This window comes from Bordetella genomosp. 13 (assembly GCF_007679965.1).
Classification (GTDB): Bacteria; Pseudomonadota; Gammaproteobacteria; order Burkholderiales; family Burkholderiaceae_B; genus Bordetella.
Genome location: NZ_VEHL01000008.1, coordinates 24,502 through 51,294 on the forward strand (window position 1 = coordinate 24,502; position 26,793 = coordinate 51,294).

Sequence of the window (26,793 nt, forward strand, 5' to 3'; positions counted from 1 at the left end):
TAAAAAGGTATCGACATGAGCAGAGGCACCATGCGGCCGGCATTGCGGTTCCTGCTGGCGGCGCGGCAGTCCGAGCTGCACGGACTGGAGCAGCTGGCGCACACCTGCCAGTTCGTGTCGCTGGTGGGCGAGCTGGTGCATGCCCTGCAGAAAGAGCGCGGCTATTCCAACCTGACGCTGTGCCTGGACCGCGAGGACCTGCTGCCGGCGCTGGATGCCTACACGCGCGGCGCCGAGTCCAGCGAGGCGCGCGTGCGCGGCTTCCTGGACAGCGTGCTGGCGCGCGGCAGCGAGCAGCCCGGCCGCGCCCGCCTGTACAGCTGCATCGCCCATGCGCTGTACCGCCTGGACGAACTGCCCGACCTGCGCTGGCGCGTGCGCCATCGCAGGCTGGACGCCCAAGAGGCCAGCGCGGCGTTCACGCGCCTGGTCTCCAGCCTGCTGGCGGTGGTCTTCGAGGCGGCCGACGCCTCCCTGGACGCCGGCATCACGCGCATGCTGGTGGCGTTGCTGAACTTCATGCAGGGCAAGGAGCTGAGCGGGCAGGAGCGCGCCTATGGCGTGATGGGCTACACGGCGGGCTACTTCACCGACGCCCAGAAGGCGCAGATGGCCGAGTTCGCCGCGGGGCAGCAGCGCTGCTTCGAGGTGTTCGGCGAATGCGCGCCCGACGACGTGCTGCCCGACTGGCGGCAGGTGCAGCCGCATACCGAGCGCGTGCAGCAGCTGCGTGCCATGGCGCGCCAGACGCATGCCGGCCAGGCGCTGGATCCGGGCCTGGCCGAGCTGTGGTTCGAGCTTTGCACCGCCCGCATCGACGCCATGGCCCCGGTCGAGCAGGGGCTGGCGGACACGCTGGCGCGCCAGTGCTCGCAGCGCATCGAGGCGGCGCGCGCCGAACGCGACAATCATCGGGTGCTGCTGGACCAGTTCGCGCAGCACGTGGGCGGCCAGGCGCCGGCCATGCTGTACAACGTGCAGCGCCGGGTGCTGGACGTGCCGCCCGAGGACGGCGTGGGCGGCGGCATCGAGAGGTCCATGCTGGACATGCTGCAGGATCAGGCGGCCCGCATGCGCCAGGCCGACCAGGCATTGGCGCAGGCCCGCGGCGCGCTGGACGAGCGCAAGCGCATCGAACGCGCCAAGTGGCTGCTGGTGCAGCAGCACGGCCTGTCCGAGCCCGCCGCGCTCGAGCGCCTGCAGCGGGCCGCGATGGAGAGCGGAAGGCCGCTGGCCGCGGTGGCGCAGCAGCTGCTGGACCAGGCGGCCGGACGGCGCTGACCGCCCCGGGTCCTGCGCGCCGCGCCCGCGCAAAGCAAAACCGCCGGCTTGCGGCCGGCGGCATGTCCCGCGATCTTCAGGAAGGAAGCGGCATCAGCCCTTCGCACCCAGATCCAGGCACAGGTACTTGGCCTCGATGTATTCCTCGATGCCGTACTTCGAGCCTTCCCGGCCCAGGCCCGACTGCTTCACGCCGCCGAACGGACCCACTTCGTTCGAGATGATGCCGGTGTTGATGCCGACAATGCCGTATTCCAGCGCCTCGGACACGCGCCACACGCGCGCATAGTCGCGGGTGTAGAAATACGCGGCCAGGCCGAAGATGGTGTCGTTGGCCATCTTCAGCACTTCGTCTTCCGCCTTGAAGCGGAACAGCGGCGCCACCGGACCGAAGGTCTCCTCGGTGGCGACCTTCATCTGCTGCGTCACGTCGCGCAGGATGGTGGGTTCGAAAAACGTGCCGCCCAGCTTGTGCGGCTTGCCGCCGGCGATGACTGTGGCGCCCTTGGACGTGGCGTCCTCGATGTGTTCCTGCACCTTCTCGACCGCGGCCTTGTCGATCAGCGGGCCCTGCGTCACGCCTTCCTCGAAGCCGTCGCCCACCTTCATGGCATTGACCTTGGCGACCAGGCGCTTGGCCAGCTCGTCGTACACGCCGTCCTGCACGTAGATACGATTGGCGCACACGCAGGTCTGGCCGGCGTTGCGGTACTTCGAGGCCAGGATGCCGTCCACGGCCGCGTCCAGGTCGGCGTCGTCGAACACGATGAAGGGCGCGTTGCCGCCCAATTCCAGCGACAGCTTCTTGATGGTGGGGGCGCATTGCTCCATCAGCGTGCGGCCCACTTCGGTCGAGCCCGTGAAGCTCAGCTTGCGCACCACGTCGCTCTCGCACAGCGCCGCGCCGATCTCGCGCGAGCTGCCGGTGATGACGTGGAACACGCCCTTGGGCACGCCGGCTTCCTCGGCCAGCACGGCCAGGGCCAGCGCGGTCAGCGGGGTCTGCTGCGCGGGCTTGACGATCATGGTGCAGCCGGCGGCCAGCGCCGGGCCGCACTTGCGGGTGATCATCGCGGCCGGGAAATTCCACGGCGTGATGGCGGCGGTGACGCCAATGGGCTGCTTCAGCACCAGCAGGCGCTGGCCGGCCTTGGGGCTTTGCAGCACGTCGCCGTCGATGCGCTTGGCTTCTTCGCCGAACCATTCGAGGAACGAGGCCGCGTAGGCGATCTCGCCGGCGGCCTCGGTCACGGGCTTGCCCTGCTCGGCCGTCATGATGGCGGCCAGGTCCTGCTGGTTGGCCATCATCAGCTGCGACCACTTCAGCATCACGGCGGCGCGCTCCTTGCCGGTCTTGGCGGCCCAGGCGGGCAGGGCGGCGGCGGCGCTGGCGATGGCCTGTTCGGTCTCCTTGCGGCCCAGCTTGGGCACGGACACGATGGTCTTGCCGGTGGACGGATTGTCCACGGCGATGCTGGCGCCGTTGGCCGGCACCCACTTGCCGTCGACGTAGCACGCGTCGCGCAGCAGGTCCGGACGCTTCAGGGTGAGGGAAGACTGAGCCATGAAAACTCCTTCTGAATCGGGGGCGGGCGGCGCGACCGGGCGCACCGCCGTCGGAAGGGCCGGCGCAGCAAGCGCCATGCCCGTTTGTTTCAGCCTTGCAGCGCGGCGGACAGGATGTCCAGGGCGCGCGCGAACTGGGCGTCCGGAATGGTCAAAGGGTACAGGAAGCGCAGCACGTTGCCATACACCCCGCAGCTCAGCAGGATGAGGCCCTGCTTCAGGGCGGCCTGCTGCACGCGCTGGACGGCCTGGGCGTCCGGCTTGCCGGTGGCCGGATCGACCAGTTCCACCGCTACCATCGAACCCAGCCCGCGCACGTCGGCGATGCCGGGCACGCTGGCGCGCAGGCCATTCAGGCGGGCCATCAGCTGCTCGCCCAGCTGGGCCGAGCGCGCGCACAGCTGTTCTTCCTCGATCACGTCCAGCACGGCCAGCGCGGCCGCCACGGACAGCGCGTTGCCGGCGTACGTGCCGCCCAGGCCGCCGGGGGCGGGGGCGTCCATCACCTCGGCGCGGCCGACCACGCCCGAGATGGGCATGCCGCCGCCCAGGCTCTTGGCAATGGTCATCAGGTCGGGCTTGACGTCGTGGTGCTGCATGGCGAACAGCTTGCCGGTGCGGGCGAAGCCGGTCTGCACTTCGTCGGCGATCAGCAGGATGCCGTGCTCGTCGCACACGCGGCGCAGTTCGCGCATCAGTTCGGGCGGCGCCACGTTGAAGCCGCCCTCGCCCTGCACGGGTTCGAGGATGATCGCGGCCACGCGCTTGGGATCGATGTCCGTCTTGAACAGCATCTCCAGGGCCTTGATGGACTCGGCCACGGTGACGTCGGCGCCGGGGAAGGGCGCGTGGAAGATCTCGGCCGGCATGGGGCCGAACGACAGCTTGTAGGGCGCGACCTTGCCGGTCAGCGCCATGCCCAGCAGCGTGCGGCCGTGGAAGGCGCCGCCGAAGGCGATCACGCCCGAGCGGCCGGTGTACGAGCGCGCGATCTTCACGGCGTTCTCGACGGCTTCGGCGCCGGTGGTGAAGAACGCGGTCTTGGCCGGGCCGTCGATCGGGGCCAGCGCGTTGATGCGCTCGGCCAGCGCCACGTAGCCTTCGTACGGCACGATCTGGTAGGCGGTGTGCGTGAACTGCTGCAGCTGCGCGGCCACGGCGGCCTGCACCTTGGGATGCAGGTGGCCCGTGTTCAGCACGGCGATGCCGCCCGCGAAGTCGATGTATTCACGGCCTTCGGCGTCCCACAGCGTGGCGTTCTCGGCGCGCACGGCATAGAAGTCGCACATCACGCCCACGCCGCGCGGGGTAGCCTGGGCACGGCGGGTATTCAGTTCCTGGTTCTTCATGGTCTATCTCGAGGGGTATGCGCGCCGTCGCGCGGCGGTGGGCGGGCGCATGCAGCCACGCCCGGGGATGGACCGTATTTAATGCTAAGATGGCCCCATCCAGCGGAACCACTTTCGCATATCAGGTAGAACCAATTGAGATCCATCGTCGGCGACCTGCTGTTGCTGCGGCTGGGCGACGCCGCAGATGGGCCGATGAACCAGCGGCTGTACCGCGGCCTGCGCGAAGCCATCCTGGACGGCACCATCGCGGCCGACACGCGCCTGCCCGCCACGCGCGACCTGGCGGCCGAACTGGACATCGCACGCAACACCGTCGTGCACGTCTACGCGCAGTTGCAGGCCGAGGGCTACACGCGCAGCCGCCAGGGCAACGGCACGTTCGTCACCGACACGCTGCCCGAGTCGTACCTGGCCAGCGGCCGCAGCGCGCGTCGCACGACGGCCGCGGCCAGCCGCCCGACGCTGTCCGAACGCGGCGCGCGCATCGTCGACGGCGTGTCGGCCTCGCCCTACCAGTGGGGCGCCTTCATGCCGGGCGTGCCCGACGTCACCGAGTTCCCTCACCAGAAGTTCGGCCGCATCGTCAGCGGCCTGTGGCGCCGCCCGCCGCCCGAACTGCTCAGCTATTCCTATGGTGGCGGCCTGCCCGCGCTGCGCGAGGCGCTGGCGCAGTATCTGGCGCTGACGCGCTCGGTCGATTGCGATCCCGAGCAGATCCTCATCACCGAAGGCTCGCACCAGGCCATCGACCTGGCCACGCGCATCCTGGGCGGCGCGGGCGACGTGGCCTGGATCGAGAACCCCGGTTATTGGGGCGCGCGTTCGGTGCTGTCGGCCAACGGCATCCGCGTCGATCCGCAGCCGGTGGACGAGGAGGGCATGCGCCTGCCGGCCGAGCCTGTGGCCGTGCCGCCGCGCTTCGTCTTCGTCACGCCATCGCACCAGTATCCGCTGGGCCCCGTGATGTCGCTGGCGCGGCGGCGCCAGCTGCTGGCGCTGGCGCGCGGCTGGGGCAGCTGGATCATCGAGGACGACTACGACAGCGAATTCCGCTTCACGGGGCGGCCCATTCCGTCGCTGCAGGGGCTGGAGCCGGACGCGCCCGTGATCTACCTGGGCACCTTCAGCAAGACCATGTATCCGGGCCTGCGGCTGGGCTACCTGGTGCTGCCGCGCGCGCTGGTGCCGGCCTTCCAGGCCGCGCACGCCGAACTGTACCGCGAGGGCCACCTGATGACGCACGCGGCCGTGGCAACCTTCATCGCCGAGGGTCACTACGCGGCGCACGTGCGCCGCATGCGCATGCTGTACGGCCGCCGGCGCGCCATGCTGGTCAACCTGATCGACCGGCGGCTGGGCCCGGATTGGCTGCACCGCGATTCCAGCGACGCGGGCCTGCACCTGGTGCTGAACCTGCCCGATGACCTGTCCGACCAGAAAGTGGTGCAGGCCGCGCACGAACGCGGCGTGCTGACGCGGCCGCTGTCGCGCTACTACGCCGGCGACCAGGCCCCGCGCCAGGGTCTGCTGATGGGATATGCGTGCGTGCCGGACAACCAGATCGCGCGCAAGTTCGAGGTGGTGCTGGACAGCCTGGCCGCGGTGGCCAGGCAGGGAAAGAAGCGACAGGCGTGACGGGCGTGCCCATCGGCCCGCGCCGATGCAGGCTTGGCCTTCAGCCCTGTCTGCCGAAGCCGCCGCTGGCCCATTCCGACGCGCGTTGCACGCTCAGCTTGTACGTCGGTGCGACGCGGATCTGCGCCAGCTGCTCGCCGATTTCATCGTAGGCGCTCAAGACGGCATAGGGCTCGTCCTCGTCGGGAACGATGTCCAGCTTGACGGTCAGGCGGCCAGCCTCGGCGTCGATCTTCACGCTCTTGTGCAGCGTCGCGTGCAACTGCTGTTCATGACGGCGCAGGACTTCGTTGGCGGTCTTGACCAGCGTATGGAAGGCGGGCGAGTCCAGCGGCTTGGGGTTCTTCTTGTCGCGGCCCATGGTCCAGGGACCGACCAGCGCCGGCTCGGAATGTCCGTCCAGGGTCATCGCCACGGCCCAGCCGTCGTCGTCCTCGTTCTTGATGATCCTGGCGGTCCAGCCGTCGTCGCGCCACAGCGTGGCGCCATGTTCCTTGCGGTCCTCGGATACCTCGGTATCGGGTGCGTGATCGTCATTCACTGCGGTACTTCTCCTGATTCGTATTGAAGGCAGCCTCGCGGCCGCCGGATTCGATCGTCACTGTAGCCGAAGGCTCGTGCGTGTTTTCGAGGCATGGGACATGCGCGACACGCCCGCGCCGACGCCCAGCGGCGCGACGTTGGTTCATGCCATTCCGAGCGCCTGCGCCAGGCCCGCCGCGTTGCGCATGCCATGGTCCTGGTAGTTGGTGTTGAACAGCGCCTGCGTGCGCTTGGCGCGCTGGGCCAGCTTCCTGATGCGCGTGGCCAGTTCGGCCAGCTCTTCGGGCGTGTACACGTACTGGAAGCGCGACGAGGATGCCGAGCCGTGGGCGTTCCATGCCGCCGTGTTGCGGCCATGCAGGCGCACCACGGCCAGGTCGGGATTCGTGCACGCCCAGACGTCGGGCACCGTGTTGTCCAGGCCCTGCGGCGAATCCACCACCGTGTGCGCCACGCCCAGTTCGCGTTGCAGCGCCAGCGTGGCCTGCGTGGCCTCGGCGCCGTCGAACCAGCTGGCATGGCGGAACTCCACCGCCATCGGCAGGCCTTCCATGCGGCGCACGCAGTCGCGCAGCCGTGCGATGCCGCGCGCATCGCGCCGCACCCAGGGCGGAAACTGGAAATGCACGGCGCCCAGCTTGTCCGCCATGCGCAGCGGTTCCACGGCCAGGGTGAAGCGGCGCCACAGCTCGTCCTGCCAGCCCTCCGGCAATTGGTTGTCGTACAGCGTGTCGGGCGCGTCCGGCCAGTCGCGCCGCAGGTCGGCAGGCAGCGCCTGCAACGGGATGCGATGGCCCGTGAAGGCGCGGAAGGCCTTCAGGTTGAAGATGAAATCCGGCGGCGTGCGCTGCGTCCACAAATAGGCGGTATAGGGGTCGGGCAGGGCGTAGTAGCTGGAGTCGACCTCGACCGTGTCGAAATGGTCGGCGTAGAAGCGCAGGCGCGATTCGGCATCGTTGGCATACGGCGGATAGAAGCGGCCGCATGCCAGCAGCGTGGGGTCGGTCCAGGAAGCGGTGCCGGTGAGGATGGTCATGGCGGTTACGGATTTCTGTATGAATATACAGTACTCTTGCGGTTGGCTTTTCCCGCGATGTCCCATGTCCGACCACGATTCCTCCGATGCCCGCGATGCCGGCCCCGACGCCGGGCGGGCCGCCGCGAACGATGCTTCCCACGGCCAGTCCCGGGCGCAACGCCCCGATCCGCTGGCCGACCTGAACCCCGCCCAGCGCGAGGCGGCCGAGTACGGCGCCGGGCCCGACGGCCCCAGCCAGGCGCTGCTGGTCATCGCGGGCGCCGGTTCGGGCAAGACCAGCACGCTGGCGCATCGCGTGGCGCACCTCGTCCTCAACGGCGCCGACCCGCAGCGCATGCTGCTGCTGACGTTCTCGCGCCGCGCCGCGCAAGAAATGGAACGCCGCGTGGGCGGCGTGTTGCGCCGCGCCATGAACCTGGGCGCCAGCCAGGCCGCGCCGCCCCTGCCCTGGTCGGGCACCTTCCACAGCATCGGCGCGCGGCTGCTGCGCGAATACGCCCCGCGCATCGGCCTGTCCGAGACCTTCACCGTGCACGACCGCGGCGACGCCGAAGACCTGATGGGCATGGTGCGCCACGAGCTGGGCATGTCGGCCACGCACGAGCGCTTTCCGCTCAAGGGCACCTGCCTGTCGATCTATTCGCGCGTGGTCAACAGCCAGGCCCCGGTGGGCGAGGTGCTGGCCAAGGTCTTCCCGTGGTGCGCGCAATGGGAAGAACAACTGAAGCGCCTGTTCCGCGCCTACGTGCAGGCCAAGCAGGCGCAGCAGGTGCTGGATTACGACGACCTGCTGCTGTACTGGGCCGAGATGATGCGCGATGCCGGCCTGGCGCACGAAGCCGGCGAACGCTTCGACCACGTGCTGGTCGACGAATACCAGGACACCAATCGCCTGCAGGCCGACATCCTGCTGGGCCTGAAGCCCGAGGGCCGCGGCCTGACGGTGGTGGGCGACGATGCGCAGGCCATCTATTCGTTCCGCGCGGCCACGGTGCGCAACATCCTCGATTTCCCGCGGCAGTTTCCCTCGGGGGCGCACGTGGTCACGCTGGAACGCAACTACCGCTCCACGCAGCCCATCCTGGATGCGTCCAACGCGGTGATCGGCCTGGCGCCCGAGCGCTATGCCAAGCAGCTGTGGACCGACCGCGCCTCGTCGCAACGTCCCGAACTGGTCACGGTGTCCGACGAGGCCGGCCAGGCGCGCTGGGTGGCCGACCAGGTGCTGGCACTGCGCGAGGGCGGGGCCACGCTGAAGTCGCAGGCCGCGCTGTTCCGCGCGGCCAGCCACAGTGCCGCGCTGGAACTGGAACTGACCCGTCGCAACATTCCCTTCGTGAAGTTCGGCGGCCTGAAATTCCTCGAGGCCGCGCACGTCAAGGACCTGCTGTCCATCCTGCGCTGGGCCGAGAATCCGCGCTCGCGCATGGCGGGCTTTCGCGTGGCGCAGCTGCTGCCCGGCATCGGTCCGGCCACCGCGGGCCGCCTGATGGACGAGCTGGCGCAGGCGCCCGAACCGCTGGACGCCATGCGCGCCTTCAAGCCCGGCGCCGGCGCGCGCGACGAGTGGGCGGCCTTCGTGCAGGTCTATGCCTCGCTGCGGGCGCCCGGCCACCATTGGCCCGCCGACGTGGACGTGGCGCTGCGCTGGTACGGCGAACAGATCGAGCGCCTGCACGACGGCGACGCCGCCATGCGGCGCGCCGACCTGGAGCAGCTCTCGCGCATCGCCATGGGCTACCCCACGCGCGAACGCTTCCTGACCGAGCTGACGCTGGATCCGCCCAACGCCACCAGCGACGAGTCCGGCGCGCCGCTGCGCGACGAGGACTACATGATCCTGTCCACCATCCACTCGGCCAAGGGCCAGGAGTGGCGCGCGGTGTACGTGCTGAACGCGGTGGACGGCTGCATTCCGTCGGACATGAGCACCGGCGACAGCGAGGAGATCGAGGAAGAGCGCCGCCTGCTGTACGTGGCCATGACGCGCGCGCGCGAACGCCTGCAGGTCATCGTGCCGCAGCGCTTCTACGTGCACCAGCAGAACGGCATGGGCGACCGCCACGTGTATGCGTCGCGCACGCGCTTCATTCCGCAGGCCATGCTGCCCCTGTTCGACCACCTGCCCAAGCCTCCCGAGCTGCCGCACGACCGCGGCGCGCGCGTGAAGCCCGATGCGCCGGTCGTGGACCTGGCGGGGCGCATGCGCGGCATGTTCTCGTAGGGCGGTCTGCCGCGCTCGCCTGCTGTCCGCTTCGTGGCGCGCGACGCCCGGGCCGGACCCGTGGCGCGCGACGCCCGCGCCAGACCCGTTGGGCTCGTAGCCTGACACCCGCCTGAGCGCCGCGCGGCCGGGCTGGGCGCGTCCGCGGCGCGGCACTATCATGGTGCTGGCCGCGCGCCATACGCCGGTCCATCGGCGGGCCGGCGCACCCGGCCGCCGCCATCCTCCAGGAGCACCGATGCAGCAGGACGTCCGACCCGAATCGCCCGCCAATCCGCCCGACACCGCCACCAGCGTGGTGGCCTCCGTCCTGTACGTGGACGGCCGCCGGGACCGCGACGTGCCCATGGACGAGGTGCACCAGTACGCGGGCCAGAAGGAAAGCATGCTGTGGATCGGCCTGCGCAATCCCAGCGACGAGTTGCTGCAGCAGGTCGTCCATTCGCTGGGCGCCTGTGGCAAGAACATCGAGGAGATGCAGGCGCCGCACCGGCGCGCCAAGATCCTCGACTACGGCGACATGGTGCTCATCGTCGCGCCCACGGTCGAGGTCGAGAACGAGCGGCCCACCTATGGCGAGACCCAGCTGCTGATCGGCGCGGGCTTCCTGGTGACCGTGCGGCGCGGCGCGGTGGCGCCATACACGGTGCTGCGCGAACGGCTCGAGGCCGTGCCCGACCTGCTGCGGCGCGGCAGCGACTACGTGGCCTCCGAGCTGCTGGACCTGCTGGCCGACCGCTACCTGGCCGCCGTCTCCAAGTTCGAGTCCGTGGTCGAGCACGCCGAGCAGAAGCTGCTGATACGCGGCGCCAAGGACACCGACATCCGCAAGCTGTACCGCCAGCGCCGCGACCTGCTGCGCATGCATACGGTGATCGCGCCCATGACCGAGATCTGCCGCCGCCTGGCGCGGGTCGAAATGCCGGCGGTGGACATCCATGCGCGGCCATATTTCGGCGAGGTGGCCGACCGCATCCAGCGCATCGACGAACTGATCAACGCGCTGCGCGAGGCGCTGGCCTTCGCCTTCGAGGCCAGCCAGATGATCGCGCAGGCCTCGCAGAACGACACCACGCGCCGCCTGGCGTCCTGGGCGGCCATCCTGGCGGTGCCCACGGCCGTGGCCGGCATCTACGGCATGAACTTCAAGTACATGCCGGAGCTGGAGTGGCAATGGGGCTATCCGCTGACGCTGTCGATGATCGCGGCGGCGTGCGGGGTGCTGTACTGGCGCTTCCGCAAGTCGGGGTGGCTGTAGCCTGGGGCCGTTCCTGCGCGATGCCGCCGCGTGCGCGAACGCGCGCTACGATGCGATCATCGAGGCCCGCGGCCTGAAGGTTCCGTGACACAGGCATTCGACCGCGCCACGCATTCATCCTGCAACCCCATGACGAAGCATCCATGACAGACTCCGTATCGACCCGAGACATCGACCTGCTGATGGTCGGCCCCCTGGCGCCCGCGCTGATCGACGACATCGGCGGCCGCTACCGCCTGCACCGTCTGTGGGAGGCCGCAGACCGCACGGCCTTCCTGCGCGAACACGCCGCCGCCATCCGCGGCATCGTGACCAGCGGCCGCTTCGGCGCCGACCGCGCGCTGATCGAAAGCCTGCCGAACCTGGAGGTCATCAACAGCTTCGGCGTGGGCTACGACCCCATCGACGTCGATGCCGCGCGCGAGCGCAAGGTGGTCGTCACCAACACGCCGGGCGTGCTGGACGAGTGCGTGGCCGACACGGCGCTGGCGCTGATGCTGGCCGTGCCGCGCCGCATCGCCGAGGCAGACCGCTACGTGCGCGAGGGCCGCTGGCCCGAGGCCAATTTCGGGCTGGGCCGCAAGGTCACAGGCAAGCGTTGCGGCATCGTCGGCCTGGGCAACATCGGCCGCCAGATCGCCGCGCGCGCCGAGGCTTTCGGCATGTCCATCGCGTACTGCAATCGCAGCCCGCGTCCCGATGCGCCCGAGCGCTACCGTTACTACGCCGATCCGGCCGAACTGGCGGCCCACAGCGACTTCCTGGTGCTGGCGCTGCCGGGCGGCGCCGGCACGCGCCACCTGGTCGATGCGCGGGTGCTGAAGGCGCTGGGCAGCCAGGGCTACCTGATCAACGTGGCGCGCGGCACGGTGGTGGACGAACAGGCGCTGGTGCGCGCCCTGCAGCGGGGCGAGATCGCGGGCGCGGGCCTGGACGTGTTCGAGCACGAGCCCAGGGTGCCGCAGGCCCTGATCGACTCGGACCGCACGGTACTGCTGCCCCACATCGGCAGCGGCACGTTCGAGACCCGCGACGCCATGGGCGACCTGCTGCTGGCCAACCTGGACGGCTGGTTCCGCGACCGCGCGGTGCGCACGGCCGTCGCGTAAACGGCACGCTCGGCGCGGCCGGGCTTGTGGCAAACTGCGGGCGATTCCAGCCCGCAGAGCCTGCCTTGTCACGACCTCCCGTTTTCCGGCCCGGCCGCCGCGGCCGCAACCGCACCCGCAGCATCGGCGCCGCCGTGGCCGCCGTGTTGCTGGCGCTGGCGGGCACGTTGCTGCACCGTTACCTTCCGTCGGGCGACCGGTCCGAGGCGCCCCGGCGCGGCAGCCAGCAGCAGCGCGGCGAGCCCTATACCCTGCGCGGCGTGGTCAGCGAGGTGGCCGACGGCGACACCGTCACGCTGGCCACCGCCGACGGCCCGCGCAAGATCCGCCTGGACAGCATCGACGCGCCCGAGACCGACCATGGCCCGGGCCAGCCGGGCCAGCCCTTCGGCGAGGCCTCGCGCCAGCACCTGGCCAGCATGGTCTCCGGTCGCCGCCTGTCCGCGCGCTGCTTCGAGAGCGACCAGTACGGGCGGCACGTCTGCACGCTGAACCTCGAGGACGGCTCGTCGGCCAACCGCGCCCAGGTGTCCTCGGGCCACGCCTGGGCCTACACCGCGCGGCGCGGCGCCTACCTGCGCGACACCGAGATGACCCGCCTGCAGCGCGTGGCCAGGGAGGCGCGCCAGGGCGTCTGGTCGCAGCCCGGCGCAATCGAACCCTGGAAGTGGCGCTATGACTGCTGGCGGCAACGGCAATGCGGCTAGGGCGGGCAGGCGGGTCGGTGTTTGCTATTCTGTGCGGCTGCATGCTCTTGGGGGCGTATTCATGATCGGTCGGTTGTGGCGATATACCGCTGCGGTGCTGTTGGCGCTGTTCATGGCCGCCTGCTCGCGGGACAACCCCATCAACAGCCCCTACGCCGCCGACGCGCTGGCGCAGAACACGCTGTACACCGCGTTCGTCAGCCGCTCGCCGAAGTACCTGGACCCGGCCAGCTCCTATTCCGTCGACGAGACGCCCTATACCTACAACATCTACGAGCCGCTGTACGGGTACCACTACCTGAAGCGGCCGTACGAACTGGTGCCGCGCTCGGCCGCCTCGATCGACCCGCCGCGCTACGTGGATGCGCAAGGCCAGGCGCTGCCCGACGACGCGCCGGGCGACCAGATCGCCGAAAGCATCTACGACATCAAGATCCGTCCGGGCGTGCGCTACCAGCCGCATCCCGCCTTCGCGCGCAAGGACGACGGCGGCTATGCGTATTTCCCGCTGGCGCCGGGCGAGCTGGACGAGAAGTTCGCCATCCCCGATTTTGCGAAGACCGGCACGCGCGAACTCTCCGCCCAGGACTACGTCTACGCCTTCCGCCGCCTGGCAAGTCCGCGCGTGGTGTCGCCCATCTATTCGCTGCTGGCCGGTTACGTGGTCGGCATGGAGGACTACGGCACCGCGCTGCGCAAGCATGACCAGGCGCAGCGCGCCAGCCTGCCGCCCGGCAGGCGCGATCTGCCGTGGCTGGACCTGCGGCAGCAGGGTTTCGACGGCGTGCAGGCGCTGGACGACCACACGTTGCGCATCCGCATCAAGGGCAAGTACCCGCAGTTCAAGTACTGGCTGGCCATGACCTTCACGGCGCCGGTGCCCTGGGAGGCCGACCGGTTCTACAGCCAGCCCGGCATGGCCTCGCACGACCTGTCGCTGAACACCTGGCCGGTGGGCACGGGCCCGTACATGCTGGCCGAGTCCATCACCAACCGCCGCCACGTGCTGGCGCGCAATCCCAATTTCCACGGCGAGGCGTATCCCTGCGAGGGCGAGCCGGCCGACCGCGAACAGGGTCTGCTGGCCGACTGCGGCAAGCCCACGCCCTTCATCGACCGCATCGTCTTCAGCATCGAGAAGGAAGCCGTGCCCCTGACGGGCAAGTTCCTGCAGGGCTACTACGACGTGCCGCAGGTCGAGCGCGGCGAGTACGGCGTGGCCATGCGCGTGGCGGCGGGCGATTCGGCCGAGAAGGCCGAGCTGTACCGCGACCACGGCATCCACCTGCCGTCCACGGTCGAGACCTCGAACTGGTACATGGGCTTCAACTGGCTGGACCCGGTGGTGGGCAAGGGCGATACGCCCGGGCAGCAGGAGAAGAACCGCAAGCTGCGCCAGGCCATCAGCATCGCGTTCGACTGGGAAGAGTACGTGGCGGTGTTCGAGAACAGCCAGGCCCAGGTGGCGCACGGTCCCGTGCCGCCGGGCGTGGTGGGGTTCCAGGACTTGCCGGCGGGCTACAACCCGGTGGTGTACGACCTGGTCGACGGCACGCCGCGTCGCAAGTCGCTGGACGCGGCGAAGAAGCTGCTGGCCGAGGCCGGCTATCCCGACGGCCGCAACGCCCAGACCGGCCAGCCGCTGGTGCTGTACTACGACGCCATGAGCGGCGCGGGCGGCAATCCGCAGTTCGACTGGATGCGCCGCCAGCTGGCGAAGATCGGCATACAGATGGACGTGCGGTCCACCGACTACAACCGCTTCCAGGACAAGATGCGCACCGGTTCGGCGCAGATCTTCTACTGGGGCTGGAACGCCGACTACCCGGACGCCGAGAACTTCCTGTTCCTGCTGTACGGTCCCAACTCCAAGGCCAAGGACGGCGGCGAGAATGCCGCCAACTACGCCAATCCCGAGTTCGACAAGCTGTTCGAACAGATGAAATTCCTGGACGACGGCCCCGAGAAGGCGGCGTTGGTGGCGCGCATGGTCGAGATCGTGCGGCGCGATTCGCCATGGATGTTCGGCTACTTCCCGCTGTCGGGCGGCGCTTATCAGCAGTGGGTGGGCAACGCCAAGCCCACGCAGATGGTGCGCAACACGCTGCAGTACCTGAAGATCGACCCGGCCTTGCGGGTGCGCAAGATCGACGAATGGAACCGTCCGGTCTGGTGGCCGCTGCTGCTGCTGGCGGCGCTGCTGGCGCTGGCCGTGTGGCCCTCGCTGGCCGCGCTGCGCCGGCGCGAGCGCCAGACCGCCCTGCAGGCCGCCGCGGCCGCGTCCCAGGAGCCCCGCAAATGATCGCCTACGTCATCCGCCGCCTGCTGTACGGCGCGCTGATCCTGGTCGGGGTCAACCTCTTCACCTTCGTGCTGTTCTTCGCCGTCAACACGCCGGACGACATGGCGCGCCTGGCCATCGGCGGCCAGCGCATCAGCCAGGACGCCATCGAGAAGTGGAAGGTCGACCACGGCTATGACAAGCCCCTGTTCCTGAACACCCAGCGCGAGGGCACGGCCAAGTACACCGACACCGTGTTCTACCAGCGCTCGGTGCCGCTGCTGGCCATGGAGTTCGGGCCGTCGGACGGCGGCCGCGACATCGGCCGCGAGATCCGCACCCGCATGTGGCCCAGCCTGGCGCTGGCCATTCCCACCTTCATCCTGGGCCTGCTGGCCAGCGTGGCTTTCTCGGTGATGCTGGTGTATTTCCGCACCACGCGGCTCGATTTCTGGGGCGTGGTGCTGTGCGTGGTCATGCTGTCCATCTCCAGCCTGTTCTACATCATCGCCGGGCAGTGGCTGTTCTCGAAGCTGCTGCGGCTGGTGCCGTACTCGGGCTTTTCGTTCGGGTGGGACATGGTCAAGTTCCTGGCGCTGCCGGTGCTGGTGGCCATCATCGCGCGGCTGGGACCCGAGGCGCGCTTCTACCGCACCCTGTTCCTGGAGGAGATCGGCAAGGACTACGTGCGCACCGCGCGCGCCAAGGGCCTGACCGAGCGCACCGTGCTGTTCCGGCACGTGCTGCGCAACGCCATGCTGCCCATCCTTACCGGCACCGTGTCCGCCATCCCGCTGCTGTTCATGGGCAGCCTCATCGCCGAGTCGTTCTTCGGCATCCCGGGCCTGGGCAGCTATACCATCGATGCCATCAGCGCGCAGGACTTCTCCATCGTGCGCGCCATGGTGTTCCTGGGCTCGGTGCTGTATATCGTCGGCCTGATCCTGGCCGATATCTCGTACACCCTGGCCGACCCGCGCGTCCGTTTCGAGTAGAAGGCCCTGATCCATGCCGATGATCGTATTCCTCTGGACCGACGTCGCCCTCTACCTGCTGCTGGCGGGCGTGCTGCTGTATGCCTGGCGCGTGCGGCGCAGCTCCACGCTGCGCGCCACGTGGGGCAGGGTGGCGCGCGATACGCCCGCCATGTGCTCGGCCGTGGTGCTGCTGGCCTTCGTGCTGGTGGGCCTGCTGGATTCGCTGCATTACCGCCCGCGCCTGCCCGCCGCGCCCGATGCGCCGGCGGGCGCCGCGGTGGCCTATGCGCCTGCCGTGAAGTCGGTGCTGGACGGCCTGCTGGACGGCACGGTGCTCAGCCGGCCCGAGAAAACCTACTCGTCTCCGCTGGCCTCGCACCAGTTCACCAAGGAGACCATGCTGATCGACGGCAAGCCCGTGCGCGACTTCCCGCGCCTGCGCAGCGGCGGCGCGCATCTGTCCGATCCGCCGTCGCAGACCGTGCCCGACATCCTGGCGCGGCTGGGCGTGGGCCTGGCAGGCGGCGCCGCGGTGGCCGTGCTGGGCGGCGCGCTGCTGGCGGCCATGCTGGCGCGCCGGCACGCGGGCTGGCGCAACGCGGCGGGCCACGTCCTGCGCGGCCGCACCGAGCTGCCCTGGCGTCCCATGCTGGTCACCTTCGGGCTGATGTGCCTGGTGGTGGGCGCGGTGGCGGGCCTGTCCAGCGGCTATCACGTGCTGGGCACCGACCGCACCGGCAACGACGTGCTGTGGCAGTCGCTGAAGAGCATCCGCACCGCGCTGGTCATCGGCAGCCTGACCACCATCGCCATGCTGCCGCCGGCCATCGCCTTCGGCATCGCCTCGGGCTATTTCAAGGGCTGGGTGGACGACGTCATCCAGTACCTCTACACCACGCTCACTTCCATCCCCGGTGTGCTGCTGGTGGCCGCCTGCGCGCTGATGATGCAGGTCTACATCGACGCCAACCCCGACCTGTTCGCCACCTCGGCCGCGCGTGCCGACCTGCGCCTGTTCCTGCTGTGCATGATCCTGGGGCTGACGGGCTGGGCCGGCCTGTGCCGCCTGCTGCGCGCCGAGACCCTGAAGCTGCGCGAATTGGAATACGTGCAGGCCGCGCGCGCCTTCGGCGTGTCGCACTGGCGCATCATGCGCCGGCACCTGCTGCCCAACGTCATGCACATCGTGCTGATCACCGTGGTGCTGGAGTTCTCCGGCCTGGTGCTTTACGAGGCCGTGCTGTCCTACCTGGGCATCGGCGTGGACCCCAGCATGAATTCGTTCGGCTCGATGATCGACCGCGCGCGGCTCGAGATGTCGCGCGATCCCATGATCTGGTGGAACCTGCTGGCCGCCTTTGCCTTCATGCTGGCGCTGGTGCTGGCGGCCAACCTGTTCGCCGACGCCGTGCGCGACGCCTTCGATCCGCGGGCCAGGCGCTTCCGGCCTGCCTCGGCGCCCGTCACCGGAGGCACGCCATGAACCCGACGCCCGCCCGCCGCGACGGCGGCAACCTGCTGGAGGTCGACGGCCTGAGCGTGGACGTGGCCGGCGAGTCCGGCCTGACCCATGCCGTCAAGCGCCTGGAGTTCGCCATCGCGCAGGGCGAGACCTTCGCCCTGGTGGGCGAGTCGGGCTGCGGCAAGAGCATGACCGCCATGGCGCTGCTGCGCCTGTTGCCCGACGCGGGCCGCATCGTCGGCGGCCAGGTCGACCTGCAGGGCGACGACCTGAACCAGCTGCCCGAAAGCGCCATGCGCCGCGTGCGCGGCGGCCGCATCGGCATCATCTTCCAGGAACCGGCCACCAGCCTGAATCCCGTGATGCGCATCGGCGACCAGATCGTCGAGACCCTGGCGCAGCACACCGCGCTGCGCGGCGCGGCCGCGCGCGAGCGCGCCATCCACTGGCTGCAACGCGTCGGCATCCCCGAGCCGCAGCGCCGCATCGACGACTATCCGTTCCAGTTCTCCGGCGGGCAGAAGCAGCGCATCATGATCGCCATCGCGCTGGCGGCCGAGCCCAGCCTGCTGATCGCCGACGAGCCCACCACCGCGCTGGACGTGACCGTGCAGGCGCAGGTGCTGGACCTGCTGGCCGACATCCAGCGCGAGCTGGGCATGGCCATGCTGCTGATCACGCACGACCTGGCCGTGGTCAGCAAGGTGGCGCATCACGTGGCGCTGATGCGCGCCGGCGAGATCGTCGAAAGCGCCGCCGCGGCCGAGTTCTTCGCCGCGCCGCGCCACGCCTATGCGCGCGAGCTGTTCAATGCCATCCCCACCTATGCCAAGCGGGGGCGACCGCTGTCCGCGGCCGCACAGCAGGCCGAGACGCGGCCCCATCCGCCCGCCGGCGAGGTCGTGCTGGACGTGCGGGACCTGCGCGTGCACTACCCCGTGCGCAAGGGCGCGCTGCGCCGCACGGTGGGCTGGGTGAAGGCGGTGGACGGCGTCACCTTCACGCTGCGCGCGGGCGAGACGCTGGCGCTGCTGGGCGAGTCCGGCTGCGGCAAGACCACCACGGGCAAGGCCCTGCTGCGCCTGGCCGAAGGCGCGCAGGTGTCGGGCCGCGCGCTGCTGGACGGCGCCGACCTGCTGACCGCCTCGCGCGGCGACATGAAGCGCCTGCGGCGCGACATCCAGATCGTGTTCCAGGACCCCTTCGCGTCGCTGGACCCGCGCATGCGGGTGGGCGACATCCTGGACGAAGGCATTGCCGCGCTGCGGCCGGACATGCCGGCCGCGCAGCGCCTGGCGCGCGTGGAAGGCCTGCTGGACCGCGTGGGCCTGCCCGCCAACACCGCCACGCGCTATCCGCACGAGTTCTCGGGGGGGCAACGCCAGCGCATCGCCATCGCGCGGGCCCTGGCGGTCGAGCCGCGCGTGCTGATCTGCGACGAGCCCACCTCCGCGCTGGACGTGTCGGTGCAGGCGCAGATCCTGGATCTGCTGCGCGAACTGCAGGCCGAGCTGGGCATCGCCTACCTGTTCATCACGCACAACTTCAGCGTGGTGGAGTACCTGGCGGACCGCATCGCCGTGATGGCGGGCGGCCAGATCGTCGAATGCGCCGACGCGGACGCCGTGCTGCATGCGCCCGAGCACGAGATGACGCGACGGCTGCTGGAGGCGGTGCCGCGCTTGACGTTCGGAGAAGGGGCGACGCAGGGCTGAGGGCGCACATCCACGGCGCGGGCGGGAACGCCTTCGCCAGATTTTCCAGGCAAAAAGGGGCTGGCGTTCGGAAGCGCCGGCCCCTTTTTGCATGGTCCGGCCCGGGAGAGCGAGGCCGCCGCGCGCCGCACCCGGACGCCCGGGCCCGAATCCGGGTCGTTCAAATTTAGTTGATAACGTCCACTATGTAGTTTACGATCACAACTACTTTGGACGATATCCGACTTCATGCAAACCCAGATCACCCGCATGCTCGGCATCGAGCATCCCATCATCCAGGCCGGCATGAGCTGGGCGTCCTCCAGCGCCGCATTGCCCGCCGCCGTGTCCAACGCAGGCGCGCTGGGCGTGCTGGCCGCGGGGCCGCTGCGCACGGCCGACTTCCCGCAGGTGCTGGATGAACTGGCCGGCGCCACGGCCCGGCCGTACGCCGTCAACATCCCGCTGTACCGGCAGGGCTCGGCCGAGATCCTGGACATCATGCACAGCCGGCGCGTGCCGGTCGTCATCGCCTCGCAGGGCGGCCCCAAGGCCCACCTGCCGCGCTTTCGCGAATACGGCGCCATCTGGATCCAGGTGGTGGCCACGCTGGAGCACGCCAAGAAGGCCGCCGATGCGGGAGTCGACGCCCTGATCGTGGTCGGCGGCGAGGCGGGCGGCCATCCGCCGGCCAACGAGGTCAGCACCCTGGTCGCGGTGCGCCGCGTGCTGCAGGAGGTGTCCATCCCGGTGATCGCGGGCGGTGGCGCGGCCGACGGCTGGGGCATCGCGGCCCTGCTGGCATTGGGCGCCGACGCGGTGCAGCTGGGCACGCGTTTCCTGCTGACGGAGGAAGCCACGGTGCACGACAACTACAAGCAGGCGGTGCTGGCCGCGGACGTGCACGACACCGCCCTCATCGGCCGCCGCGGCCTGCCGGTGCGCGGACTGCGCAACGCCTTCGCCCAGTCCATCTTCGACGCCGAACGCGACCAGATGGCGCAGGAAGACTACGACACCCTGTTCAAGCAGAGCACGCTGAAGCAGGCCGCGCTGGACGGCGACGTGCAATGGGGCAAGGTCGAACTGGGGCAATCGGCGGGCCTGATCTCGCGCATCGAACCCGCCGCGCACGTGGTGGCGCAACTGGCGCGCGAACTGGATGAGGCCGCGACCCGGCTGGGCGCCATGGCGCAAGCGCGGGTCCAGGCCTAGGCCTCGCATACACACGAACGACGACGGAGACACACATACCCATGGAACACCTGCTGATCGAAGACCGCGGCGCGGTGCGCATCCTGACGCTGAACCGCCCCGAGAAGCACAACGCGCTGAACACGAGGCTGACGCAGGAGCTGTTGGACAGCCTGCGCGCCGCGGATCGCGATCCGGCCATCAACGCCGTGGTGCTGACCGGCGCCGGCAAATCCTTCTGCGCGGGCGCCGACACCAAAGAGTTCTCGGCCCTGACGCCGGAGGATCCGCAAGCGGTATCCGCCCGCGCGGACCTCACCACCGCGCTGCACCTGGTGTTCTCGCAGATGAACAAGCCCGTGGTGTCGGCGGTGCGCGGCAACGCGCTGGGCGGCGGCGCGGGCCTGGCCATCGCCTGCGACCTCAGCGTCATGTCCGAGACCGTGCGCTTCGGCTATCCGGAGCTCAAGCACGGCATCGTCGCCGCCGTGGTCATGGCCAACCTGGTCCGCCAGGTGGGCCGCAAGCAGGCCTTCGAACTGGTCGCGCTGGGCGAGCCTCTGGACGGCGCAGGGGCTCTGGCCTTCGGCCTGTGCAACCGCGTGGCGCCCGATGAGCAGGTGCTGGACGCCGCATTGGAACTGGCCACGAAGATCGCCGCCTGGAGTCCCGTCGCCATGGCGACCACCAAGCGCAGCTTCCACCGCGCGGCCGACCTCGGCCTGGCGCAGGCGCTGGAAGTGGGCCGCGACGCCAACGTCATGATGCGCGGCTTCCGCAAGGCTGCCGCGGACAAGGAGGAATAGGCGATGCGGCCACTGGAAGGCATCACCATCCTGGACCTGTCGCGGGTCCTGGCATGTCCGTTCGCGTCGATGATCCTGGCCGAGCTGGGCGCCGAGGTCATCAAGGTCGAGCAGCCCGGCGCGGGCGACGAGACCCGCGGCTTCGAGCCCATGGCGCGGGGCAAGGGCCCATCGGGCGAGGTCTCGGCCTATTACATGGCCTTCAACCGCAGCAAGCGGTCCATCACCGTGAACATGCGCTCGCCGCAGGGACAGGAAGTGATACGCAAGCTGGCGGCGCAATCCGACGTGCTGCTGGAGAACTTCCCGGTGGGCACGCTGGCCAAGTATGGCCTGGACTACGCGGCGCTGGCGCCGCTGAACGAGCGGCTGGTGCACGTCAGCTGCACCGGCTTCGGCCAGACGGGGCCCTACCGCAAGCGCAAGGGCTACGACACGGTGTTCCAGGCCATGGCCGGCATCATGAGCCTGACGGGCGAGCGCGGCGGCGGCCCCGTCAAGCCCGGCCTGCCGATCGCCGATCTCAGCTCGGGCCTCTGGGTGGCCATCGCCATCCTGTCCGCGCTGACCGGCCGCGGGAAGACCGGCAAGGGCAGCCACGTGGATTTCTCGATGTTCGACGGCCAGGTCGGCCTGCTGTCGCTGGCCGCCGCCCGCTGGTTCGCGCTGGGCGAGGTTCCGGCCCGCCTGGGCACCGAGCATCCCGGCCGCATCCCGTCCGCCGCCTTCGTCTGCGCCGACGGCCGCTGGGTGCAGATCACCGGCAGCGACCAGCACTGGGCGCCGCTGTGCAACCTGCTGGGCCTGGAGGCCTGGGCCGCCGATCCGGCGCTGGCCCGCAACGCCGAGCGCCTGGCGCGCCGCGAGGAAGTCATGGCGGGCCTGCAGGCGGCCATCGGCAAGCTGGACCGCGACGAGCTGTGCCGCCGCTGCGATCTGGCGGGCGTACCCGCCGGGCCGATCCTGCAGGTGGACGAGGTCATTGCCAACGAACACGTCGTCGCGCGCGGCATGGTGGTCGACTTCCCGCATCCGACGATAGGCAGTTTCAAGGGCATGCGCGTGCCCTTGCGTTTCACGGGGCTGGACGATCCCGAGGTGGGACGTCCGCCGCTGCTGGGCGAGCACACCGAAGAAGTATTGCGCGAAAAGCTGGGCATCGACGAGCAGGCATTGCAAGACCTGCGCGGGGCGGGCGCCATCTGAGCGCACCCAAGTCCATTTCATAACTCGGAGACAACCATCATGAAGACCCTACGCCGCATCATCGCCGGCGGCCTCGCGCTCGCCTCCACCCTCGGCCTGGCGGCCGGGGCGCATGCCGAGGACAAGTACCCGTCGCGTCCGATCACCCTGGTCAATCCGTACGCCGTCGGCGGCCCCGCCGACCTGCTGGGCCGCGCGCTGGCCAAGGGATTGGGCGACGCGCTGGGCCAACCCGTCATCGTCGAGAACAAGGCGGGCGGCGGCGCGTCCATCGGCACGGGCTACGTCGCCAAGGCGGCGCCGGACGGCTATACGCTGCTGATCGGCACGGCGGCCGCGCACACCGTCACGCCCGCCGCCACCAAGGTGCCGTATGACGGCATCGCCGATTTCGAATTCGTCGGCATGGTGGCCAACGTGCCGAACGTGCTGACCGTGCATCCTTCGGTGAAGGCGAACAACCTGAAGGAATTCATCGCGCTGGCCAAGTCGCAGCCGGGCAAGCTGAATTATGTGTCGGCCGGCCTGGGCAGCTCGCCCCACATCGGCGGCGAGATGTTCAAGCAGGCTGCCGGCGTCGATCTGGTCCATGTGCCTTACAAAGGGGCCGCGCCGGCCGTCAACGACATGGTCGCGGGCACCGTGCCGATCGGCTTCCTCAACATCTCTGCCAGCCTGCCGTTCATCAAGTCCGATCGCCTGCGCGCGCTGGCCTATGGCGGCGCCAGGCGCTCGCCCGACCTGCCCGACGTGCCGACCTTCGCGGAAGCCGGCCTGAAGGGCCTGGAGATGGGCAGCTGGTATAGCCTGGCGGTGCCGGCCAAGACGCCGCCGGCCGTGGTCGACAAGCTGGTGCAGGCCCTGCAGAAGGTGCAGGCCGATCCCGAGTTCAAGAAGCTGCTGGCCAGCCAGAATGCGGAAGTGATGCCGCAGATGAAGGCGCAGGCCCGGGACTATATCCGCGACGACGGCAAGCGCCTGGCCGAGCTGGTGCGCACCACCGGCATGAAACTGAAGGACTGAGCGAGAGGAGCACGAGCATGACGTATCCCGAATTCACCACGCTGCGGCTGGCGCTGCAGGGGCCGGTGGCCACGCTGTGGCTGGCCCGGCCGGACAGCCGCAACGCCCTGAATCTGGCCATGTGCCGCGAGCTGACGGCGGCCTGCGAGGCCCTCGAGGCCGACGACGCCGTGCGCGTCATCCTCGTGCGCGGCGAAGGCGTGGCCTTCTGCGCCGGGGCTGACCTGAAGGAACGCCAGGGCATGAGTCCCGCCGAGATGGTGGCGCGCCGCGTCGAGGGCTTCACGGCCTATGCCGCGCTGGAGGCGCTGTCCAAGCCCATCATCGCGGCGGTGCATGGCGCGGCCTTCGGTTCGGGCTGCGAGATCGCCGCCGCCTGCGATTTCGTGCTGGGCACGCCTGGCGCCGCCTTCAAGTATCCGGAAGTCGGCTGGGGCACCGTGGGCGCCACGCAGCGCCTGCCGCGCATCGTCGGCCGGCGCATGGCCAAGGAACTGCTGTACACGGGCCGCGTGGTCGATGCGCAGGAGGCCTTGCAGCTGGGCATGCTCAACCACGTGTACGCGCCGGAGGAGTTCGACGCGCGCCTGGCCGAGATGGCCGAGCGCATCGCGGCGGCCAATCCGCTGACGGTCAGCCTCACCAAGCGCAGCATCGACGGCGGCCTCGACACCACGCGCGAGGGCGCGATGGCGGTCGAACTGCTGGCCATCCAGGAGAATCTCAGGCACAGCGACTGGCAGAAGGCCATCGCCGGCTTCGGCAGGAAGGGGCAGGGCGATGCGGCTGCTTGACGATGCGTTCGTGCCCGTGCCATTGACGCTGGCCCAGGTGCTGGACGCCACGGTCCGCTCGCGTGGTCCGCAGGAAGCCTACGTGGGCCCCGGCGAACGCCACACCTGGGCGCAGATCCAGTCGCAGAGCCGCCGCATCGCGGCCGCCCTGCACGCCGCCGGCATCGCGCGCGGCGACCACGTCGGCCTGATGCTGGGCAACTCGGGCCTGTGGATCGCCGCCTTCTACGCCTGCGCCGCCATCGGCGCGGTCACCGTCCCGGTCAACACGCGCTTCAAGGCCGACGAGCTGCTGTTCTGCCTGAAGCAGTCGGACGTGCGCTTGCTGATCCACGCCGACAGCTTCCTGGGCATCGATTTCGCTGGCCTGCTGCGCCAGGTCGAACCGGCCGTGGACCAGCAGTTGCCCGGTCAGGCATTGCCCGAACTGCGCACTGTCGTCACCGTGGGCGCGCCCTCCGCCGCGGCGGGCGCCATCGGCTTCGAGGCCTTCCTGGACGCAGGCAGCCGCGTATCGGCCGACCTGCTGGACCAGCTGGCCCAGCAGGTCGAGCCGCGCGACGTGCTGCTCATCCAGTACACCTCGGGCACCACGTCGTTCCCCAAGGGCGTGATGCTCAGCCACGCCAACATGCTGGGCGACGCGGCCAGCGTGGCGCGCCGCATGGGCGTGAAGCCCGACGACCGGTACTTCAGCATCCGGCCGTTCTTCCACGTGGCCGGCAGCACGCTATCGGTGCTGGTGGCGCTGGCCTCGGGATGCTGCCTGCTGAGCATGCCGAAGTTCGACGTCGCCCTGGCGCTGAAGACGCTGGAAGAAGAGCGCTGCACGCTGACGTCCGGCAACGACACCATCTTCCTGATGCTGATGGGCCATCCCGATTTCGACGCCGGCCGCCTGCACTTGCAGGGCGGCTGGGCCGCGGCCGGACCCGAGGTGATGCAGAAGATCCGCGACGTGATGAAGGTGCCGCACATGTGCAACGCCTACGGCCAGTCCGAGGCCTCGCCCAACGTGCTGCTGAGCGATCGCGACGACGTGTTCGAGCTGCGCCGCGACGGCTACATGCTGCCGCACCCGGGCGTGGACGTGCGCATCGCCGACAGCGACAGCGGCGCCGTGCTGGCGCCGGGCGCGGGGCAGGGCGAGATCCAGGTGCGCGGCTGGAACGTGATGCGCGGCTATTACCGCATGCCCGAGCAGACGGCCAAGGCCTTCACCGAAGACGGCTGGCTGCGCACCGGCGACATGGGCGAGCAGCGCGCCGACGGCCGCATCCGCATGGTCGGCCGGCTGAAGGACATGTACCGCGTGGGCGGCGAGAACGTGGCGCCCGCCGAAGTGGAAGAAGTGCTGCACGCGCATCCCGCCGTGCAGCAGGCGCAGGTGATCGGCGTGCCCGACGCGCGCCTGGGCGAGGTGACGGGGGCGTTCGTGCTGCTGAAGGCCGGCCAGCAGGCCAGCGGCGAAGAACTGGTGGCGTGGTGCAAGGCGCGCTGCGCGAACTTCAAGGTGCCGCGCTACCTCAGCCTGGTCGACACCTTCGAGAACATCGGCATGACCGGCAGCAGCAAAGTGCAGAAGAACAAGCTGCGCGACCATGCCGTGAAGCTGTGGAACATCCAATCCGATACGGTGGCGCCATGACGCAGGACTTTTCGCTGGAAGACGACGGCCGCGATGTGGTGCTGTGCGAGTGCTACGCGCGCGACGGGTTGCAGCACGAACCTCAGATGCTGCCCACCGAGGCCAAGGTCGACCTGATCCACCGCTTCGCCGAGCTGGGCTTCGCGCGGGTCGAAGCCACGTCTTACTCCAACCCCAAGGTGGTGCCGCAGTTCGGTGACGCCAGCGAGCTGCTGCGCGCCCTGCCGCGCCGCGCGGGCGTGTTCTACAAGGCCACTTGCGCCAACCTGCGGGCCGTGCAGCGCGCGCTGGCCGATGCCGACGCCGGCTTCGGCGCCAACGAGATCAGCCTGCTGGTCTCGGCCACCGACACCCATTCGATGAAGAACCTGGCGCGCAGCCGCGCCGACCAGTGGCGGAACATCGCCGAGATGGCCGCGGCGGCGGCCGGCCGCTTCCGCCTCATCGGCACGATCTCGATGGCGTTCGGCTGCCCCTTCGAAGGCCGCGTGGACCCGCGCAGCGTGCTGGACGACGTGGGCCGCATGCGCGACGCGGGCGTGCGCCACATCACGCTGGGCGACACCATCGGCACGGCCACGCCGCGCACCACCCACGCCCTGTTCCGCCTGATGCGCGCCGACTTTCCGGACGTGGTGCCCATCGCCCATTTCCACGACACGCGCGGCACCGGGCTGGTCAACTACGTCGCGGCGCTGGAGGCCGGCGTGCGCCACTTCGATTGCGCGCTGGGCGGCGTGGGCGGGCACCCCACCAAGGTGAAGTACGGCGGCGGGCACACGGGCAACGTCAGCAGCGAGGACCTGATCGACCTGTTCGAGAACATGGGCGTGAAGACCGGCATCGACATGGACGGCCTGCTGGACGCCGTGCAGGCCTGCGAGGCCGCGCTGGGCCGCGAGTTGCACGGCCGCGTGGCGCGCAGCGGCCTGAATCCCCTGCGCACGGCCACGCCCCCGCACGGAGCATGAGGCTCCAGGCGTCCCGGCCCCGC

General features: G+C 69.8%; 21 protein-coding genes. 17 read left to right on the forward strand and 4 right to left on the reverse strand.

Going from position 1 to position 26,793, the window contains the following annotated elements; all coding sequences use genetic code 11:
• The first annotated feature begins 15 nt into the window (after positions 1-15).
• Positions 16-1,281, forward strand: a complete 1,266-nt coding sequence (locus FS845_RS18635; RefSeq protein ID WP_144638115.1) for a nitrate- and nitrite sensing domain-containing protein — start codon at positions 16-18, stop codon at positions 1,279-1,281.
• A gap of 93 nt (positions 1,282-1,374) precedes the next feature.
• Here FS845_RS18635 and FS845_RS18640 read toward each other — a convergent pair whose 3' ends face one another.
• On the reverse strand, positions 1,375-2,847 hold the full coding sequence (locus tag FS845_RS18640) for an NAD-dependent succinate-semialdehyde dehydrogenase (RefSeq protein WP_144638117.1): 1,473 nt from the start codon (positions 2,845-2,847) through the stop codon (positions 1,375-1,377).
• 89 nt (positions 2,848-2,936) lie between these two features.
• On the reverse strand, positions 2,937-4,196 hold the full coding sequence (locus FS845_RS18645; protein ID WP_144638126.1) for a 4-aminobutyrate--2-oxoglutarate transaminase: 1,260 nt from the start codon (positions 4,194-4,196) through the stop codon (positions 2,937-2,939).
• A gap of 135 nt (positions 4,197-4,331) precedes the next feature.
• Between FS845_RS18645 and FS845_RS18650 the strand changes: the two genes are divergently transcribed.
• The gene (locus FS845_RS18650) at positions 4,332-5,834 is read left to right on the forward strand and encodes a PLP-dependent aminotransferase family protein (protein WP_409929313.1); all 1,503 of its coding nucleotides are present in this window, start codon (positions 4,332-4,334) and stop codon (positions 5,832-5,834) included.
• Between the two features lie 40 nt (positions 5,835-5,874).
• Here the strand turns inward: FS845_RS18650 and FS845_RS18655 are convergent, their stop codons facing one another.
• A complete protein-coding gene (locus FS845_RS18655) occupies positions 5,875-6,375 on the reverse strand; it encodes a hypothetical protein (protein ID WP_144638128.1) in 501 nt (166 codons plus the stop codon).
• A gap of 144 nt (positions 6,376-6,519) precedes the next feature.
• On the reverse strand, positions 6,520-7,413 hold the full coding sequence (locus FS845_RS18660) for a DUF72 domain-containing protein (protein WP_144638130.1): 894 nt from the start codon (positions 7,411-7,413) through the stop codon (positions 6,520-6,522).
• A gap of 64 nt (positions 7,414-7,477) precedes the next feature.
• Between FS845_RS18660 and FS845_RS18665 the strand changes: the two genes are divergently transcribed.
• From FS845_RS18665 to FS845_RS18735, 15 genes are all read left to right on the forward strand, one after another.
• Positions 7,478-9,640, forward strand: a complete 2,163-nt coding sequence (locus FS845_RS18665; protein WP_144638132.1) for an ATP-dependent helicase — start codon at positions 7,478-7,480, stop codon at positions 9,638-9,640.
• Positions 9,641-9,878: 238 nt separating this feature from the next.
• Positions 9,879-10,898: a magnesium and cobalt transport protein CorA gene (locus FS845_RS18670; RefSeq protein WP_144638134.1), complete on the forward strand. Its 1,020-nt coding sequence runs from the start codon at positions 9,879-9,881 to the stop codon at positions 10,896-10,898.
• Positions 10,899-11,041: 143 nt separating this feature from the next.
• A complete protein-coding gene (locus FS845_RS18675) occupies positions 11,042-12,007 on the forward strand; it encodes a 2-hydroxyacid dehydrogenase (RefSeq protein WP_144638136.1) in 966 nt (321 codons plus the stop codon).
• Between the two features lie 65 nt (positions 12,008-12,072).
• Complete coding sequence (locus FS845_RS18680; protein WP_144638138.1) at positions 12,073-12,714, forward strand: thermonuclease family protein; 642 nt, start codon at positions 12,073-12,075, stop codon at positions 12,712-12,714.
• A gap of 61 nt (positions 12,715-12,775) precedes the next feature.
• Complete coding sequence (locus FS845_RS18685; RefSeq protein ID WP_144638140.1) at positions 12,776-15,016, forward strand: ABC transporter substrate-binding protein; 2,241 nt, start codon at positions 12,776-12,778, stop codon at positions 15,014-15,016.
• Positions 15,013-15,990, forward strand: a complete 978-nt coding sequence (locus FS845_RS18690; protein WP_144638142.1) for an ABC transporter permease — start codon at positions 15,013-15,015, stop codon at positions 15,988-15,990. Before FS845_RS18685 ends, FS845_RS18690 begins: the two co-directional genes overlap by 4 nt.
• A gap of 13 nt (positions 15,991-16,003) precedes the next feature.
• Complete coding sequence (locus FS845_RS18695) at positions 16,004-17,455, forward strand: ABC transporter permease (RefSeq protein WP_144638144.1); 1,452 nt, start codon at positions 16,004-16,006, stop codon at positions 17,453-17,455.
• Positions 17,452-19,149, forward strand: a complete 1,698-nt coding sequence (locus FS845_RS18700; protein WP_144638146.1) for an ABC transporter ATP-binding protein — start codon at positions 17,452-17,454, stop codon at positions 19,147-19,149. The genes FS845_RS18695 and FS845_RS18700 overlap by 4 nt, the downstream gene beginning before the upstream one ends.
• A gap of 228 nt (positions 19,150-19,377) precedes the next feature.
• Complete coding sequence (locus FS845_RS18705) at positions 19,378-20,343, forward strand: NAD(P)H-dependent flavin oxidoreductase (protein WP_144638148.1); 966 nt, start codon at positions 19,378-19,380, stop codon at positions 20,341-20,343.
• 41 nt (positions 20,344-20,384) lie between these two features.
• A complete protein-coding gene (locus FS845_RS18710; protein ID WP_144638150.1) occupies positions 20,385-21,128 on the forward strand; it encodes an enoyl-CoA hydratase/isomerase family protein in 744 nt (247 codons plus the stop codon).
• A 3-nt stretch (positions 21,129-21,131) separates the two neighbouring features.
• A complete protein-coding gene (locus FS845_RS18715; protein WP_144638152.1) occupies positions 21,132-22,334 on the forward strand; it encodes a CaiB/BaiF CoA transferase family protein in 1,203 nt (400 codons plus the stop codon).
• A 39-nt stretch (positions 22,335-22,373) separates the two neighbouring features.
• Entirely contained in the window at positions 22,374-23,357 is a 984-nt protein-coding gene (locus FS845_RS18720; protein WP_144638154.1) for a Bug family tripartite tricarboxylate transporter substrate binding protein, read from the forward strand.
• A 17-nt stretch (positions 23,358-23,374) separates the two neighbouring features.
• Positions 23,375-24,151, forward strand: a complete 777-nt coding sequence (locus tag FS845_RS18725; protein WP_144638156.1) for an enoyl-CoA hydratase/isomerase family protein — start codon at positions 23,375-23,377, stop codon at positions 24,149-24,151.
• Entirely contained in the window at positions 24,138-25,799 is a 1,662-nt protein-coding gene (locus FS845_RS18730) for an AMP-binding protein (protein ID WP_260986347.1), read from the forward strand. Before FS845_RS18725 ends, FS845_RS18730 begins: the two co-directional genes overlap by 14 nt.
• Positions 25,796-26,770 carry a hydroxymethylglutaryl-CoA lyase gene (locus tag FS845_RS18735; protein ID WP_144638158.1) on the forward strand — a complete coding sequence of 325 codons (975 nt, stop codon included), beginning with the start codon at positions 25,796-25,798 and terminating at the stop codon, positions 26,768-26,770. Before FS845_RS18730 ends, FS845_RS18735 begins: the two co-directional genes overlap by 4 nt.
• The last annotated feature ends 23 nt before the right edge of the window (positions 26,771-26,793 follow it).

What these genes read in the sequence shown, in the direction of transcription:
- FS845_RS18635 (WP_144638115.1), top strand. Translation starts at nt 16, where the DNA reads ATGAGCAGAGGCACCATGCGGCCGGCATTGCGGTTCCTGCTGGCGGCG.
- FS845_RS18640 (WP_144638117.1), bottom strand. Translation starts at nt 2,847, where the DNA reads ATGGCTCAGTCTTCCCTCACCCTGAAGCGTCCGGACCTGCTGCGCGAC.
- FS845_RS18645 (WP_144638126.1), bottom strand. Translation starts at nt 4,196, where the DNA reads ATGAAGAACCAGGAACTGAATACCCGCCGTGCCCAGGCTACCCCGCGC.
- FS845_RS18660 (WP_144638130.1), bottom strand. Translation starts at nt 7,413, where the DNA reads ATGACCATCCTCACCGGCACCGCTTCCTGGACCGACCCCACGCTGCTG.
- FS845_RS18665 (WP_144638132.1), top strand. Translation starts at nt 7,478, where the DNA reads ATGTCCGACCACGATTCCTCCGATGCCCGCGATGCCGGCCCCGACGCC.
- FS845_RS18670 (WP_144638134.1), top strand. Translation starts at nt 9,879, where the DNA reads ATGCAGCAGGACGTCCGACCCGAATCGCCCGCCAATCCGCCCGACACC.
- FS845_RS18675 (WP_144638136.1), top strand. Translation starts at nt 11,042, where the DNA reads ATGACAGACTCCGTATCGACCCGAGACATCGACCTGCTGATGGTCGGC.
- FS845_RS18685 (WP_144638140.1), top strand. Translation starts at nt 12,776, where the DNA reads ATGATCGGTCGGTTGTGGCGATATACCGCTGCGGTGCTGTTGGCGCTG.
- FS845_RS18690 (WP_144638142.1), top strand. Translation starts at nt 15,013, where the DNA reads ATGATCGCCTACGTCATCCGCCGCCTGCTGTACGGCGCGCTGATCCTG.
- FS845_RS18695 (WP_144638144.1), top strand. Translation starts at nt 16,004, where the DNA reads ATGCCGATGATCGTATTCCTCTGGACCGACGTCGCCCTCTACCTGCTG.
- FS845_RS18700 (WP_144638146.1), top strand. Translation starts at nt 17,452, where the DNA reads ATGAACCCGACGCCCGCCCGCCGCGACGGCGGCAACCTGCTGGAGGTC.
- FS845_RS18705 (WP_144638148.1), top strand. Translation starts at nt 19,378, where the DNA reads ATGCAAACCCAGATCACCCGCATGCTCGGCATCGAGCATCCCATCATC.
- FS845_RS18710 (WP_144638150.1), top strand. Translation starts at nt 20,385, where the DNA reads ATGGAACACCTGCTGATCGAAGACCGCGGCGCGGTGCGCATCCTGACG.
- FS845_RS18715 (WP_144638152.1), top strand. Translation starts at nt 21,132, where the DNA reads ATGCGGCCACTGGAAGGCATCACCATCCTGGACCTGTCGCGGGTCCTG.
- FS845_RS18720 (WP_144638154.1), top strand. Translation starts at nt 22,374, where the DNA reads ATGAAGACCCTACGCCGCATCATCGCCGGCGGCCTCGCGCTCGCCTCC.
- FS845_RS18725 (WP_144638156.1), top strand. Translation starts at nt 23,375, where the DNA reads ATGACGTATCCCGAATTCACCACGCTGCGGCTGGCGCTGCAGGGGCCG.
- FS845_RS18730 (WP_260986347.1), top strand. Translation starts at nt 24,138, where the DNA reads ATGCGGCTGCTTGACGATGCGTTCGTGCCCGTGCCATTGACGCTGGCC.
- FS845_RS18735 (WP_144638158.1), top strand. Translation starts at nt 25,796, where the DNA reads ATGACGCAGGACTTTTCGCTGGAAGACGACGGCCGCGATGTGGTGCTG.